At 37.6% G+C, this 15,292-nt stretch carries 13 protein-coding genes, 1 tRNA gene and 1 pseudogene; 13 read left to right on the plus strand and 2 right to left on the minus strand.

What is annotated here, in order from left to right; genetic code table 11:
• Positions 1 to 19 precede the first annotated feature (19 nt).
• The 13 genes and pseudogenes from C3K47_RS04810 (at position 20) to C3K47_RS04870 (ending at position 14,158) form a co-directional block, all read left to right on the plus strand.
• Positions 20 to 1,285: a dihydroorotase gene (locus C3K47_RS04810; RefSeq protein WP_103787986.1), complete on the plus strand. Its 1,266-nt coding sequence runs from the start codon at positions 20 to 22 to the stop codon at positions 1,283 to 1,285.
• A gap of 61 nt (positions 1,286 to 1,346) precedes the next feature.
• Positions 1,347 to 2,075 carry a hypothetical protein gene (locus C3K47_RS04815; protein WP_103787987.1) on the plus strand — a complete coding sequence of 243 codons (729 nt, stop codon included), beginning with the start codon at positions 1,347 to 1,349 and terminating at the stop codon, positions 2,073 to 2,075.
• 21 nt (positions 2,076 to 2,096) lie between these two features.
• Positions 2,097 to 2,657, plus strand: coding sequence for a DUF4199 domain-containing protein (locus C3K47_RS04820; RefSeq protein ID WP_103787988.1), 561 nt, complete (start codon positions 2,097 to 2,099; stop codon positions 2,655 to 2,657).
• Positions 2,658 to 2,737: 80 nt separating this feature from the next.
• Positions 2,738 to 3,688, plus strand: coding sequence for a glycosyltransferase family 2 protein (locus tag C3K47_RS04825; RefSeq protein ID WP_103787989.1), 951 nt, complete (start codon positions 2,738 to 2,740; stop codon positions 3,686 to 3,688).
• 134 nt (positions 3,689 to 3,822) lie between these two features.
• Positions 3,823 to 4,965 carry a glycosyltransferase gene (locus C3K47_RS04830; RefSeq protein WP_103787990.1) on the plus strand — a complete coding sequence of 381 codons (1,143 nt, stop codon included), beginning with the start codon at positions 3,823 to 3,825 and terminating at the stop codon, positions 4,963 to 4,965.
• Between the two features lie 104 nt (positions 4,966 to 5,069).
• Positions 5,070 to 6,569 carry a GH3 auxin-responsive promoter family protein gene (locus C3K47_RS04835; protein ID WP_103787991.1) on the plus strand — a complete coding sequence of 500 codons (1,500 nt, stop codon included), beginning with the start codon at positions 5,070 to 5,072 and terminating at the stop codon, positions 6,567 to 6,569.
• Between the two features lie 118 nt (positions 6,570 to 6,687).
• Positions 6,688 to 7,011: pseudogene (locus tag C3K47_RS04840) on the plus strand (four helix bundle protein); the annotation flags it as partial.
• A gap of 108 nt (positions 7,012 to 7,119) precedes the next feature.
• Positions 7,120 to 8,286 carry a 1-deoxy-D-xylulose-5-phosphate reductoisomerase gene (locus C3K47_RS04845; RefSeq protein ID WP_103787993.1) on the plus strand — a complete coding sequence of 389 codons (1,167 nt, stop codon included), beginning with the start codon at positions 7,120 to 7,122 and terminating at the stop codon, positions 8,284 to 8,286.
• A 48-nt stretch (positions 8,287 to 8,334) separates the two neighbouring features.
• A complete protein-coding gene (gene rseP, locus C3K47_RS04850; RefSeq protein WP_103787994.1) occupies positions 8,335 to 9,663 on the plus strand; it encodes an RIP metalloprotease RseP in 1,329 nt (442 codons plus the stop codon).
• 127 nt (positions 9,664 to 9,790) lie between these two features.
• On the plus strand, positions 9,791 to 10,324 hold the full coding sequence (gene hscB, locus C3K47_RS04855) for a Fe-S protein assembly co-chaperone HscB (RefSeq protein WP_103787995.1): 534 nt from the start codon (positions 9,791 to 9,793) through the stop codon (positions 10,322 to 10,324).
• Positions 10,325 to 10,357: 33 nt separating this feature from the next.
• Positions 10,358 to 10,437, plus strand: a tRNA-Leu gene (locus C3K47_RS04860).
• A 264-nt stretch (positions 10,438 to 10,701) separates the two neighbouring features.
• On the plus strand, positions 10,702 to 12,306 hold the full coding sequence (locus C3K47_RS04865) for a TlpA family protein disulfide reductase (RefSeq protein WP_103787996.1): 1,605 nt from the start codon (positions 10,702 to 10,704) through the stop codon (positions 12,304 to 12,306).
• Between the two features lie 217 nt (positions 12,307 to 12,523).
• Positions 12,524 to 14,158, plus strand: coding sequence for an ABC-F family ATP-binding cassette domain-containing protein (locus C3K47_RS04870; RefSeq protein ID WP_103787997.1), 1,635 nt, complete (start codon positions 12,524 to 12,526; stop codon positions 14,156 to 14,158).
• Between the two features lie 114 nt (positions 14,159 to 14,272).
• Here the strand turns inward: C3K47_RS04870 and C3K47_RS04875 are convergent, their stop codons facing one another.
• Together C3K47_RS04875 and C3K47_RS04880 are read right to left on the minus strand one after the other, a co-directional pair.
• A complete protein-coding gene (locus C3K47_RS04875) occupies positions 14,273 to 14,599 on the minus strand; it encodes a YegP family protein (protein WP_103787998.1) in 327 nt (108 codons plus the stop codon).
• 43 nt (positions 14,600 to 14,642) lie between these two features.
• Positions 14,643 to 15,083: an SRPBCC family protein gene (locus tag C3K47_RS04880; RefSeq protein WP_103787999.1), complete on the minus strand. Its 441-nt coding sequence runs from the start codon at positions 15,081 to 15,083 to the stop codon at positions 14,643 to 14,645.
• Between the last annotated feature and the right edge of the window lie 209 nt (positions 15,084 to 15,292).

The raw sequence follows: 15,292 nt of genomic DNA on the forward strand, positions 1-15,292 counted from the left end.
TAATTAAAACAACAATTAAATGAAGTTTTTAATAAAATCCGCCACCATTGTCGATCCTAATTCAAGTTTTAACGGACAGGTAAAAGATATTTTAATCGACAAGGGGCAAATCGTTCAAATTGATTCGGAAATTGAGGCTAAGGGAGCTGAGTTGTATGACGCCACAGGACAGTTTGTTTCACCTGGGTGGATGGATATGCATGCTAATTTTGGTGATCCCGGATTGGAGACCAAGGAAGATATTAATAGTGGTTGCGCAGCGGCAGCGGCCGGTGGTTTTACCGCAGTAGCGGTTATGCCGAATACCAATCCTCCTTTACATTCAAAATCAGAAATTGAATACCTGAAAAACAGGGCTAAAGGACAAGCTGTTGATGTGTTTCCGATTGGAAGTTTAAGCGTTAAACGTGAAGGTGTGGATATAGCAGAGTTGTATGACATGACCCAATCGGGGGCTGTTGCGTTTTCTGACGGTAATAAGCCGGTTCAGAATGCAGGCTTAATGATGCGTTCATTACAGTATGCTTTAGCTTTTAACGGCTTGGTGATTTCTTATGCAGAAGATGCTTCTATAGCTGAAAAGGCGAAAGTGAATGAAGGAGTTACCTCCACATATTTGGGTATGAAGGGCATTCCGAATATGGCTGAAGAACTGATGGTGGCCCGTGATATTTTTTTAGCTGAATATACAGGCGGAAAAATACATTTCACTACCGTTTCAACTGCCGGAAGTGTAGAGCTGATTCGCGCAGCTCGTAAAAAAGGCTTGCAGGTTACGGCCGATGTAGCGGCTCATCATTTATTGTTGGATGATTCGGTATTGATGGGTTTCGATAGCAATTATAAGGTTAAACCACCTTTACGCTCGCAGCATGACATTAAAGCATTAAAAGCCGGTTTAAAAGAAGGTGTTATTGATGCTGTGGTTTCGCAGCATACTCCTCACGAAATTGAATTCAAGGATCAGGAGTTTGAAACATCAGCTTTTGGTATTTCCTCACTGGAAACAACTTATGCAGTATTTAATATGGCTTGCGAAAAAGTGCTGGCTTTAGAAGAAATGGTGGATGCCTTGGCCATCAGCCCACGTGAAATCTTAAATCTGGAAATTCCGGTTGTTGACCTTAATAAGAAAGCGAACATCACTATTTTTGATCCAGACCACAAGTGGACACTCGCATCAGAAAACATTCGTTCAAAATCAAAAAATACTCCTTTTATTGGTAAAGAGTTGAAAGGAAAGGCTTTCGCAATTTTCAATAACGGGCAATTAAAAATCAATTAAAAACCATTCTTTATGAGCATAAGCTTTTTAAGCATTGCTCATAATTCAACATTTTTATACTATGGATAAAAAAGTTCAACAAGCGCTCAAAGCTGCTTTGGCCGGATATAAAATTGGCCAGTCAGGTTCAATCCCTGCTACATTCTCAGCAGATGATCAAAGTGTATCTTTTTACAATACACTGGTAAAAATATTTTCAGAAGGAGAAGATTTTAACCAAAAGATGAAGGCAATGGACGAGGCTTTTGACGATGAGCCCGCCTTTGAACCTTTACGCGAATTCTTCTTTGATTTACTATTGATCAATTTCTTTCAGTCGGATGCTACGCGTTTGGATGATGATTACTTGGAATCGCCCGAATGGCTGAAAATTGAAGACGATACCATTGATCGTGGTACCGAATTACTAAATCTGTTCTTATACCTGCACGAATGTGACATGGAAAATATAGGTCCGGAACTTTCGGATTATTTAAAAGAGTTTTTGTTGATTGAGGAGGAAGAGTTTCAGGAAGAACTGGAAATTTATGAAGATGTGGTGGCCCACCAGATGTTAGTGGAAAGTACTTATGCCGAAATTGCCAAAACAACAGAAAAACTAGATGAAACCGCTCCTTTGAAAGATCTTTTTTATGTATTGATGAGCTTTTTCAATGAAACCGAACCGGAGATAGATGATTTGGAAGATTATTTGAAAAATGCATCAAATAAATCATTTGATACAGCCGCTCTTTTTGCTATACTTGTTTACAACTATAGCTTATCGGAATTGCCGGTAAAAATCAACTAAACTTTAAAAACTTTAAAATCTATGAATTCACAGTTTGAAAAAGATTCTCAATTTATCAATGGTCCATTTGTTTCTCCTTTAAAAACAGCGCTTAAGTACGGGCTTTACATGGGTTTGGGAATTATTATTTTCTCATTAATCATGTATACAATGAGTGTTCCACTTGATTCTAAGCTTTATTATGTTCAATATGTAATTTACATTGCTGCTATTTGGTTTGGAATTAAGTATCATCGAGATCATGATCTAGGTGGTTACATAACTTATGGTAGAGGATTAGGTTGCGGGACATTAATCGCCCTTATTGGTGGGATCATTGGTGCAATTTATTCAGTTGTTTTGTTTAAGTATATCGATCCGGATCTTGTTAATCAAATTTTTGCTGCACAAGAAAAATCAATGCTTGAGAATGGGCAATCTCAAGAGCAAGTAGATCAGGCTATTAATATTTCAAAGAAATTTATGACACCAGTGATGATGGGAACCATTGGGGTTGTTGTTTCACTGTTTTCAGGCTTTATAGTTTCGCTGGTAGTGGCTTTTATTCTTAAAAAAGAGAAGGCCATGTTTGGCGCGCAATAATCATTTTTTGTTAAGAACTTTTATATTTTTGTCCCGCCCTAAAAGCGGGACTTTGTTTTTAAGAAGATCAATAAATTATAATGAAAGATATTTCAGTAGTAGTTCCATCATATAACGAAGATGAATCGTTGCCAGAGTTAGAAGCCTGGATTGCTCGTGTAATGCAGGAGAATAACTTTACCTACGAGGTGATTTTTATTGATGACGGAAGTACTGACAAAACCTGGCAGGTAATTGAAGCGTTGGAGAAGAAAAACGAAAATGTTCGTGGTATCAAGTTCCGTCGTAATTACGGAAAGTCAGCGGCTTTAAATGTAGGTTTTGAAGCATCTAATGGTAAAGTAGTAATTACTATGGATGCCGATTTGCAGGATAGCCCTGATGAAATCCCAGGTTTGTACAGTAGAATTGTTGACGATGGATATGATCTGGTTTCAGGTTGGAAGAAAAAACGTTACGACCCATTAACCAAAACAATTCCTACCAAATTTTTTAATGCGGCTACTCGCAAAATGTCGGGCATTGAACTAAATGATTTCAACTGCGGATTAAAGGCTTATCGCCATGATGTGGTAAAAAGCATTGAAGTTTACGGTGAAATGCATCGTTACGTACCTGTTATTGCCAAGTGGGCCGGTTTTAAAAAGATCGGAGAGCAGGTAGTAGAGCACCGTGCACGCAAATACGGAACCACCAAATTTGGTATGAGTCGTTTTATCAATGGGTTCCTTGATCTGTTGTCGATTTTCTTTGTCGGTAAATTCTCAAAGCGTCCAATGCATTTTTTCGGATCAATGGGCGTGTTGAGTTTCTTTATCGGATTCTTTGTTACCATTTGGCTTATTGCTGAAAAACTGATATCAATTGCGCGTCATATTCCTTATCGTGATGTTACCAGCAATCCTTTATTTTATATAGCACTTATTGCTATTGTTATAGGCTCACAGTTATTCTTAACTGGGTTTTTAGCTGAATTGGTTTCAAGAAATGCGCCGGAACGTAACGCATATCATATAGAAAAAGAAGTGTAGTTTTAATTTGAAAATGTGATGATTTGAAAATGGAATAAGCGGGTAAATCTGCTTACCCATTTTCAAATTTTTGCATTTATAGAAAACAAGAAGTTCTAATTAGAAAGTTCTCAAATTTTCAAATTCCCAAATTAATGAAAATCATCCTTGTTGGTCCGGCTTACCCTTATCGCGGTGGAATTGCTCAAAGTCAGTCTATTTTGTTTCAGCAACTTTCTAAAGATAATGAAGTAAGCATGGTGAACTTTAAACGACAGTATCCAAACTTTCTGTTTCCTGGTAAAAGCCAGTTTGAAGAAGGAGAGGATGTGTTTGGAATTCCACCTGAAAAGAACCAACGTCTGATCGATATTCTTAATCCTTTTTCATGGATAAGTACGGGAATTAAAATAGCACGGCAAAAGCCTGATGCTGTGATATTCTCCTACTGGATGCCTTTTTTTGCTCCCTGTTATGCTAAAATAGCGTTCTTTATAAACAGGTTTTGTAAAACTAAAATCCTACTCATTTGCCACAATATCCTTCCGCATGAAAAGCAACCCGGTCAAAATCTGCTGACCAAAATATTGTTTTGGCAGGTTGATGGTTTTATGGTCTTAAGTGATAGCGTTGAGAATGACTTGAAAAAGTTCAATAAAGACAAGCCTTATCGTAATTCACCACATCCTATTTACAATACTTTTGGTGAAACGATTGATAAAGCCGAAGCCAAGCATCAGCTTAAAGAACTTTATGATATTGATATTGAGTCGGATAAAGCAATTTTATTTTTTGGGTTTATAAGGAAATATAAGGGGCTGCATTATTTATTAGATGCAATGCCGGAAGTATTGAAGCAACAAAAGGTAAAACTGTTAGTGGTTGGTGAGTATTATGAAGACGAGCAGCCCTATCAGGAGCAAATAAAACAATTGGGGATACAGGCTGATGTAATTCAGGTTTCTAAATATGTGCCTAATGAACATATTCGTTATTTCTTCTGCGCTTCAGATTTAGTAGTTCAGCCTTATGTTTCCGCTACACAAAGTGGCATTTCACAGATCGCTTATTTTTATAACCGGCCTATGATCAGTACCCGGGTTGGAGCATTAAGTGAAGTTGTTATTGATGGAAAAACAGGTTTCATTGTTTCTCCTGAAAATTGTACGGAGCTTGCTGTGGCTATCAATCGTTTTTATTCGCTAAACCTTGAAAATGAATTTGCCAATAATATCGATCAGGAGAAGGAAAAATATTCGTGGGAGTATTTTGTAAACAAATTAAAGGAACTGTTTTAAGCAATCTCTATGGCAGAAAATTCGATCCAAAAGGAACTCATTTTGTGCCGAAATTTTGTTCCAACGCTAATCATCTTCACCTTTAACATCTATATTTGCCACCTATGGGTCTTAAATCTCTCTTAAGTAAACCTTTGGCATGGTACACGGCAAAGAAAATTCGTAAATGGAATTCGCAAGCTGTTGATTTGCAGGAAAAATGGCTGCATAAGCTTGTTGCCGATGCTTCGGGTACACTTTACGGGCTGGAACACGGTTTTAAAAACATCAAATCGTATGATGATTTTAAGAAACAGGTTCCGGTTGGCGATTATGAACAATTAAAACCTTATATCGAAAAGGTTGTTCATGGCGACAGCAATATCTTATGGCCAGGAAAACCCTTGTATTTTGCTAAAACTTCAGGAACTACCTCTGGAATAAAATATATACCCATTTCAAAAGAATCAATGCCTGAGCATGTAAATGCTGCGCGAAATGCGTTACTGCTTTACATTGCCGAAACCGGTAAGGCTAAATTTGTGGATGGGAGGATGATTTTCCTACAAGGAAGTCCAGAAATGGAAGAGAAAAATGGTATACAGGTTGGACGTTTATCGGGTATATCCGCGCATTACGTTCCTGGATATCTGCAGAAAAACCGCCTTCCTTCATGGGAAACCAATTGTATTGACGATTGGGAGCAAAAAGTAGATGCCATCGTTGAAGAAACAGCGAATGAGGATATGACCCTGATTTCAGGGATTCCCCCATGGGTTCAAATGTACTTTGATCGATTAACAGCCAAAACAGGGAAGGCGATAAAAGATGTATTTCCCCACTTTGGCTTGTTTGTTTACGGAGGAGTGAATTTCGAACCTTATCGGGCTAAACTGGAAAAAAGCATTGGTAAGCGTATCGATTCCATTGAAACCTATCCGGCTTCTGAAGGCTTTATCGCTTTTCAGGATTCACAAAAAGAAAAAGGCTTATTGCTGAATGTTGATGCGGGTATTTTCTTCGAGTTTATTCCGGTGGATGAATATTTTAACCAAAACCCTGGTCGAGTTTGGTTGAAAGACGTGGAATTGGATAAAAATTACGCCATCGTTCTTAATACCAATGCTGGTTTATGGGGATACAGCATCGGCGATACAGTTAAGTTTGTATCAAAGAATCCTTACCGGATACTGGTTACTGGACGTATTAAACATTTTATATCAGCATTTGGGGAACATGTGATAGGGGAGGAAGTTGAATATTCACTAATGAAGGTAGCAAAAGAAGAAGGGGTTGATGTGGTTGAATTTACTGTTGCGCCGCAGGTTAATGACCCGGAGGGAGGTTTACCTTTTCATGAATGGTTTGTTGAATTCGGAGAGCATAAGCCAAGGGATCTGGGGGCTTTTCAAGTAAAAGTGGATCAGCTAATGCAGCAAAAAAATGTGTATTACTTTGATCTGATAGAAGGCAATGTATTGCAGAGTTTGAAGATCAGGGATATGGATAAAGACGCCTTTATAAACTATATGCGATCAAAAGGTAAGCTTGGTGGCCAAAATAAGGTACCTCGTTTATCCAATGACCGGGCAATAGCTGATGAGCTGGGTGCTTATGTGAAATAAACATTTTCAGTGTTAAATTGATGTATTGATGTATTGTTATCTTAATAAACATACATCGTACAGAATGGAAAAGAATTATTTAACATTGAATGATATTAGTGCTTAAAAGAAAGCATTTCACTTAAGTAACTGCGTTTGGGAACTTGTAATTAAATGGAACTATTTTGCAAAAGACACCGTTGGTAAACAATTTGTTTCGGCAGTGGATTCAGTTTCTGCAAATATTGGAGAAGGTTTTGGACGATTTCATAAGAAAGATAAAATAAAGTTCTATTATTACAGTTTGGGATCTGTTAAGGAATGTTTGGACTGGAATGAAAAATCGAGAATCAGGAAATTAATTTCAGAAGAAGAGTATCAATTTATTTATAGTTCATTACAAGATTTACCCAAAGAAATTTATTATTTGATTCGCTTTACAAACGAAAAGTTGAAACAGTGAACGGTTTCAGAAAATCAATTTATCAATAAAACAATTTAGCAATACTAACCCTATTGCAGCAACATAAAAATTAAGTTGAACCTTGTTTAAAGGCTCAACAATTTAACAATGAATCAATTTAACAATATTAAGCGTATCGCAATTTTAGGATCGAGTGGGTCGATTGGTACGCAGGCATTAGCGGTTATAGAGGCAAATCCTGATAAGTTTAAGGCTGAAATTTTAACGGTTAATGGCAATGCGGAATTGTTGATTCAACAGGCATTAAAATTTAATCCCCGTGCCGTAGTTATTGCCGACGAAACCAAATATCAGTTGGTTAAGCAGGCTCTTGCCTCAACATCAATTTCAGTATTGGCAGGTGAGCCAGCCTTATCAGAAGTGGTTGCCTTTGATTCTGTAGATATGGTGTTGACTGCTTTAGTTGGGTATGTAGGCTTAAAACCTACAATTGCCGCTATAAAAGCCGGTAAAGACATTGCATTGGCCAATAAAGAAACATTGGTGGTGGCAGGTGATTTGGTTACTGAATTAGCCCAAGCCCATAATGTAAATATCCTGCCGGTAGATTCTGAACATTCAGCCATTTTTCAATGTTTGGTGGGTGAAGAAAATAATCCTGTTGAAAAGATAATTCTTACTGCCTCTGGTGGGCCATTCAGAGGAAAGGGAATTCAGGAACTTCAGCATGTTACCAAACAACAAGCGTTGAAACATCCAAATTGGAGTATGGGTGCCAAAATTACTATCGACTCTGCCAGCCTAATGAATAAAGGTTTAGAGGTAATAGAGGCTAAATGGCTGTTTGATCTTGCAATTGACCAGATTGAAGTAGTAGTACATCCACAGTCAATTGTGCATTCCTTGGTGCAGTTTACCGATGGTTCCTTAAAAGCGCAATTAGGCTTGCCTGACATGAAGTTGCCCATTCAATATGCCATGGCCTATCCACAAAGAATAAAAAACGATTTTCCTCGTTTTAGCTTTGCCGATTTCGCAAATCTTTCTTTTGAAGCCCCTGATATTAAAACTTTCCGTAATCTTGCCCTAGCTTTTGATGCCTTGGCAATAGGTGGAAACTGCCCATGTGTCATAAATGCTGCCAACGAGATAGTAGTGGATGCATTTTTGAAGGAGAAGATCGGCTTTTTGCAGATGTCGGATGTTATTGAAGAATGTATGCAAAAAGTGACCAAAGTAGCCAAACCAAGCTACGAAGATTATGTTTTTACGGATAAAGAAGCCCGGATAAAAGCTTTGGAATTAATAAGTTAAGCTTGTTGGGATATATTTTTTAATTTTGAACTTATTTTTAACGCTATAATGAGTGGATTAATCATGGCGGCCCAATTGTTGGCCGGACTTTCGATTTTGGTGGTATTGCACGAGCTGGGGCATTATTTGGCAGCCCGCGCTTTCGGAATTAAAGTAGAAAAATTTTATCTCTTTTTTGACGCCTGGGGAGTGAAGCTCTTCAGCTTTAAAAAGGGAGATACAGAATACGGTATAGGATGGTTGCCATTGGGAGGGTATGTAAAAATTGCCGGAATGATTGATGAATCGATGGATGTGGAGGCGATGAAATTACCTGCTCAGCCTTGGGAGTTTCGCTCTAAACCAGCATGGCAGCGTTTAATTGTAATGTTGGGAGGTGTTTTTGTAAATGTTTTGGTAGGTATTTTCATCTTCTGGATGTTAACATTTAAATACGGAGAAACCTATCTGCCAAATTCTGAAGCAAAAAATGGTATTGTTGCCCTTGAACTGGCTAAAGAAATCGGACTTAAAACCGGCGATAAAATTACTGCCATTGATGGAAAACCGTTTGAGCGCTTTAATGACTTAATTAGTCCAAAGGTTTTATTTGGAAATATTAACCTTACCGTTGATCGCAACGGACAGGATACTTCTATTCATATTCCAGCAAACTTTATTGAACGGGTTTCTGAAACTGACGGTGGAAAAAATGCATTTCTGGTGCCACGTACCGCTTTTGTTGTGGATCAGGTGGAGCTTGGCAGTAATGCTGATAAGGCCGGTTTAAAAAGTGGCGATAAAATTAAGTATATCGATTCGGTTAAGATTTCTTTTTTTGATGAGGTGCAAACTGCTTTAGCTGCTCGTAAAGACAAAAAAGCAGAGCTTTTGGTAATACGGGAGGGTAAAGACCTTAAATTACCTGTAAAAGTTACTAATGAAGGTAAAATTGGTTTTAGTCAGAAACCTGTAGGTTTAAACTTTAAAGTAGATAAGTTTAGTTTGGGAGCTGCCTTGCCAATTGGTGCGGAACGTGCAAAGCAAACTTTGGTTGACCAAACAAAAGGTTTTGGTAAAATTATACGGGGTGAAGTTAAAGCAACAAAAGCAGTTCAAGGTCCAATTGGAATGGCACAGATTTACGGCGGTACTTTCGATTGGATTAATTTCTGGACCTTAACCGGTTTAATTTCATTGGTTTTAGCCTTTATGAACCTGTTGCCTATTCCGGCGCTTGACGGTGGTCATGCTGTTTTCCTTATCGTGGAAATGATCAAAGGAAAACCATTGAGCGATAAATTCATGGAACGAGCTCAAGTTGTAGGTTTTGTTATTTTAATTGGCTTAATGGTGTTTGCTTTCGGAAACGATTTGTTTAAAGTATTCACGAAATAAAGTTTTTATTAATTGAGATATGTGATGGAAATTTCACATATCTCAATTTTTTTTTGCCACTCCTGATAAGATTTCAGCCAACCTGTTACTGGCCTTTGTAGATCTCAAGCTTATTGTATTTTCATAAATGAACTATTTCCAATTCTACGATATTCCTGTTTCTTTTCATCCTGATGAGAATTTGCTGAAAAAGAAGTTTTACGCTTTGAGCAAAGAGTATCATCCCGATTTTTATGTGAATGAGTCGGAAGAAAAGCAAAATGAAGTACTTGAGCTTTCAACGCAGAACAACAATGCTTTTAAAGTGCTCAGCCACCCGGTTAAACGATTGGAATATATTCTTGAATTAAATAATTTGATCCAAGAAGGGGAGAAGCACCAATTGCCACAAGCCTTTTTAATGGAAATGATGGACATTAATGAAATGCTGATGGAGTTGGAATTTAATGAAGATGAACAGCAAATAGCCGAAATAAAAGAACAGGTGCGTAGCTTAGATCAGGTTTTAACCGAGGAATTAAAAGAGCTTACCAATGGTTTTGAGACGCTTTCTGAAGAAGAAAGAAAAAATATCCTGCTGAAAATCAAGGACAACTATTATAAGAGCAAATATTTGTTGCGAATTCAAGAAAAGCTGCATACATTTGCAACCCGCAATTAAGGAAAAGGATTTGGCAACAAAGCCTTTAAAAATGCCCGGATGGCGGAATTGGTAGACGCGCTGGTCTCAAACACCTGTGGGAAACCGTGCCGGTTCGACTCCGGCTCCGGGTACTGGAAAAGTATAAAGCCCTTGTAAGTTAATTCTTGCAAGGGTTTTGTGTTTTCATGGGACGGATTGGATGTCTACCTGCTTCAAATCTTCCCCAAATAGTCCTTCCTATCTCAATAATCATACATTCTTTCGATATGAATTAAGTTATTTAACTAATAGTGTGTTTTAATTATTTAACAGAAATCATTTTAAATATTAATGCTATTTTTACTCATCGTTAGGCAAAAAATTAAATTAAACCACCAGCATCCATTAAATCATTCATGAAAAAGTTTATACTATTATTAGCTTTAATTTTACCCTTCATTACTTTCGCGCAAGACAGCGTAACCGTTTCAGGAAAAATCAAAAATTTTGAGAAATACCTGAAAGAAAATAATAGTATTCAGTTTTATGTAAATGACATTGTTCTGGATGATCAATTGGTTTATAATGCTATTATTAAACCGGATGGAACATTTAGTCTTTCCTTCCCTAAAGACCAGCCACAAAGAATTTTAGTCCGCTACCTTGATGGTTTTTCATTAATTGTGAGTCCGGGTGATAAGGTTTATGTTTCCATTGATGCTGATAACCTCAGTAACTCTCTAAAATTTAGTGGGGATGGAGCCGAAACAAACAATATTCTTACTTCCTACATGGCTAAATTAAATTTTAAGAACAGCAACAGATGGGCCGTTTTAAATGGATATCAAAGTGACAGCTCAGCCGCATCATTTAAGAAATACAGATACAATTTACTGGAGGAAGAAAGCGCGTTTTTACATCAGTTCCTTAAGGAAAATAAAACAACAGAACTATTTAATTGTTGGGCGAAGCACCAGTTGCAATATAATTGCGCCGATGATTTAATGCGTTATCGTTGGCTTCATAAACCCAACATTAGCCCCAAATCCGATTACTTTGACTTTTTTGAACGCTTTTCTTTAAACGATCCTGAAGCATCTATTTGCAGTGATTATGGAAGCTATATTCATGAATACTCAATGTATACTAGTCAACTGCTGCGGGATCAGAAAAAAAACAATGAGCCGCCACAACTCAGTGATTTGATAGACAGAGTACTCACCAATGATAAATCAATTACAGAGGAGGAAAAAGTAGTATTGCTAAAGCTTAAAACACAGAATAATACACCCTCAACTTTAAACATTGGTGACACACTAATTATTAAACGAGTATTTGAAAAAAACCTAGGATTATTACCAGTATCGTCTGATTTGACTCATTATGCTTCATTATGCAAATGCTATTTCCGCGATATTTTGCTTTCCAACTACACTTACCATTTAATAAAAAGTAAATACAGCGATAAAATTGCCTATCAAATCGACTTATTTCAAAAATTAGTATGTGATGATAAAATCAAACAAAAAATTTTAGCTGAATATAAAACCGGGCTGGATAAACTCAACAACTTTAAGATTCCGTCTCAGGCTAATCTTAATACAATAAGTTTGGCCACCCCATCGGACAACATTTTTGAAAAACTGATTGAAAAATACAGAGGAAAAGTTATCTATGTTGACTTTTGGGCTACCTGGTGCAGGCCATGTCGTGATGAAATGCCTGACTCTAAGAAATTACACGAAGAACTGAGAGGGAAAGATGTAGTGTTTCTTTACTTGGGAGGCCGATCCGAAGAGACAACGTGGAAATCTGTAATTGCTGAATTAGGTATTCACGGTGAACATTTCCTTTTAAACAATAATGAATACAATGCACTGGCTGCCAAATTTCAAATAGCAGGAATTCCGCATTATGTGTTGGTTGATAAGCAGGGAAGAGTAAGAGATGATAAGGCGAAAAGACCAAGTGATCCTGCCTTAAAAACAGATATTTTGGCTTTGTTGAATGAGAATTTGTAGCACAATCGCGATCCGTAGAAGAACCTAAAAACCACCGAAAGTCTAACGCTTTGTGCGGTAAACTTTGTAAAAAGCCCAATACTCATTTTAAGTATTGGGCTTTTTTGAATCCGGTTGATTAAATTCTATTTACGAATTGCTGACACTTCATTGCAGCTTTTACTTAAAGCAACTAATCTTTCTTTTATCTTTGCGGCCAATTCAATTTTTCCATACAGTGATTAATGTAAATAACATATCCGTTTCATTTGGCGGAACCACCCTGTTTAGCGACGTAACCTTTTCGATAAACGAGAATGATAAGATTGCCCTGATGGGTAAAAATGGCGCAGGCAAGTCAACCATCTTAAAGATTATTGCAAATGCAGCTAAGCCAACTTCAGGTAATGTAAGTGGTCCCAAAGACGCGGTAATTGCGTATTTGCCTCAGCATTTGCTTACTCAAGATAACGTTACCGTTTTTGAAGAAACGATGAAGGCTTTCGAAGAGGTAAACCAGATGAAAAAAGAGTTGGACGAGTTGAATGAGCAGCTTACTATTCGTACCGATTACGAAAGTGATGACTACATGAAGCTGATCGAGCGCATGTCGGAATTGAGCGAGAAATTTTATTCGATCGAAGAGACTAATTATGATGCAGAGGTAGAAAAGGTGCTAAAAGGTTTAGGCTTCGAGCGAGAGGATTTTACTCGTCAAACGTCTGAGTTTTCGGGTGGATGGCGCATGCGTATAGAGTTGGCTAAAATCCTGTTAAAGAAACCTGATCTTATCTTACTTGATGAGCCTACCAACCATATGGACATTGAAAGTATACAATGGTTGGAAGATTTCTTGATCAACTCGGCAAAGGCGGTGATGGTGATATCGCACGATCGTGCTTTTGTAGATAATATTACCAATCGTACCATTGAGGTTACCATGGGCAGAATATATGATTATAAAGCTAAATACAGTCATTATCTGCAGCTGCGTGCTGATCGTCGGGTGCATCAATTGAAAGCGTATGAGGAGCAACAACGTTTTATTGCAGACAACCAGGAATTCATAGACCGATTCAGGGGCACTTATTCAAAAACGCTGCAGGTGCAATCGCGTGTGAAGATGCTTGAAAAGCTTGAGGTCATTCAGATCGATGAAGTGGATACTTCGGCATTGCGATTGAAATTCCCTCCATCGCCTCGTTCTGGTCAGTATCCGGTAATGGTGGAAGAGTTGACCAAAACATATGGAGATCATGTTGTGTTTGAAAAAGCATCGATGGTGATTGAACGAGGTGAAAAAGTAGCTTTTGTAGGTAAAAATGGTGAAGGTAAGTCGACTATGATCAAAGCCATTATGGGCGAGATTGATTTTGCCGGCGGGTTAAAAGTAGGGCACAATGCCAAGATTGGGTACTTTGCCCAAAATCAGGCCGCCTTGCTGGACGAGAACTTAACCGTATTCGAAACTATCGATCAGATTCCGTTAAGCGATGGAACGATTAAGATCAAAGACCTCTTGGGTGCCTTTATGTTTAGTGGTGATGATACCACAAAAAAAGTTAAGGTGCTTTCGGGTGGTGAGAAAACGCGTTTGGCTATGATTAAATTGCTGTTGGAACCCGTAAATGTGTTGATTCTGGATGAGCCGACGAACCATTTGGATATGAAGACCAAAGACATTATCAAGGATGCTTTGAAGGATTTTGATGGAACCCTGATTTTGGTATCCCATGATCGGGACTTCTTAGATGGATTGGTAAATAAAGTATTCGAGTTTGGTAATAAACGTGTCCGTGAGCACTTTGAAGACATCAAAGGATTCTTAGCTTATAAGAAAATGGATAGTTTGAAGGAAATCGAACAAAACTAAAAAAGGTATTTATTCCATGGTTCAAAGAGTTTGGTTGAACAGGAAGAAATGATAACCTTAAAAACAAAAAGGTGAAGCCACAGCTTCACCTTTTTGTTTTTAAACACTTTGTATCTATTCCTCCGCAATCGTAGCGTCGGGAGCATTTTTCTTTACTGATTCAATTCCATTATCACGACCAGATGAGCTTTCATATAACTCGCTTTTACCAATAGTTTGACCATTGACAGCTTTTAGATTAAAATAGTATTTGCCATTGCTTGAGGTTTTACGATCAAAACGGTCGTCGTTTGTGGCATTAGTTTTTACCGATTCAATTCCATTGTCTCTTGCCGAGGAAGAACTGTAGCCTTCACTGCTTAAAATAATTTGCCCATTGTCGGCTTTAAGGTTGAAATAATATTGGCCATCATTTCCCTTTTTAGTTACAAACTTTCCCATAAAATTATGAATTGATGTACAATCAATATACTGCTTTTTCTAATTAGAAGCTGCTTTCTTCGAGTAGTTTTTTGAGTGACATCAACATCATATCCCAGTTTTTTTCTGAATGTTCCTGTTCTTTCTTTGATGCGTTATTGTCCTGAGTTAACGAGAGAGAAGTATGCTTGTCTTTTTCTTTTAAATGAATAGTAACTATATGGTAGTTTTCTTCTTTGTCTTCGAGGCCCGAAAGCGGGCTGAAATGACTGTATTGAAGTTCAGCGTTAGGTTTTAAATGAAGAATAACACCTTTATCTTCATATGGTTTTCCTTTCCATTCGCCTTTCCAGGTAATTTTGCTTCCTTCTACCCAGTCGGAGTTGACACTTGTGCCGAACATGTATTTTTTAATCATCTGCGGATTTACCAATGCATCCCAAGTTTTATCGACCGGCACGTTAATTTGGGTTTTAACCTTTGCGATGTGTTTTCTTGTTGCCATGGTTTTATGTTTTAGAAGATCTCTGAAATATTTATGCCAGTGAAAAAATAGCTTTAGCGTTTGCTAAATGATGATTAAATATTGATTGTTAGTGTATTAAAGAATGAAATTCTACATTATGAGTTGGGTTTTCCATTCCGGCCATTCACCATTTTTACTCCTCAAGATATATTCATTTTAATTCCGTAAATTAAGTTGGATGTTTATAA

The organism is Solitalea longa, from assembly GCF_002920915.1.
GTDB classification, from domain to species: Bacteria; Bacteroidota; Bacteroidia; order Sphingobacteriales; family Sphingobacteriaceae; genus Solitalea; species Solitalea longa.

Excerpts from the sequence above, each read along its gene's own strand:
- C3K47_RS04810 (WP_103787986.1), top strand. The coding sequence starts at position 20 with ATGAAGTTTTTAATAAAATCCGCCACCATTGTCGATCCTAATTCAAGT.
- C3K47_RS04815 (WP_103787987.1), top strand. The coding sequence starts at position 1,347 with ATGGATAAAAAAGTTCAACAAGCGCTCAAAGCTGCTTTGGCCGGATAT.
- C3K47_RS04820 (WP_103787988.1), top strand. The coding sequence starts at position 2,097 with ATGAATTCACAGTTTGAAAAAGATTCTCAATTTATCAATGGTCCATTT.
- C3K47_RS04825 (WP_103787989.1), top strand. The coding sequence starts at position 2,738 with ATGAAAGATATTTCAGTAGTAGTTCCATCATATAACGAAGATGAATCG.
- C3K47_RS04830 (WP_103787990.1), top strand. The coding sequence starts at position 3,823 with ATGAAAATCATCCTTGTTGGTCCGGCTTACCCTTATCGCGGTGGAATT.
- C3K47_RS04835 (WP_103787991.1), top strand. The coding sequence starts at position 5,070 with ATGGGTCTTAAATCTCTCTTAAGTAAACCTTTGGCATGGTACACGGCA.
- C3K47_RS04845 (WP_103787993.1), top strand. The coding sequence starts at position 7,120 with ATGAATCAATTTAACAATATTAAGCGTATCGCAATTTTAGGATCGAGT.
- rseP (WP_103787994.1), top strand. The coding sequence starts at position 8,335 with ATGAGTGGATTAATCATGGCGGCCCAATTGTTGGCCGGACTTTCGATT.
- hscB (WP_103787995.1), top strand. The coding sequence starts at position 9,791 with ATGAACTATTTCCAATTCTACGATATTCCTGTTTCTTTTCATCCTGAT.
- C3K47_RS04865 (WP_103787996.1), top strand. The coding sequence starts at position 10,702 with ATGAAAAAGTTTATACTATTATTAGCTTTAATTTTACCCTTCATTACT.
- C3K47_RS04875 (WP_103787998.1), bottom strand. The coding sequence starts at position 14,599 with ATGGGAAAGTTTGTAACTAAAAAGGGAAATGATGGCCAATATTATTTC.
- C3K47_RS04880 (WP_103787999.1), bottom strand. The coding sequence starts at position 15,083 with ATGGCAACAAGAAAACACATCGCAAAGGTTAAAACCCAAATTAACGTG.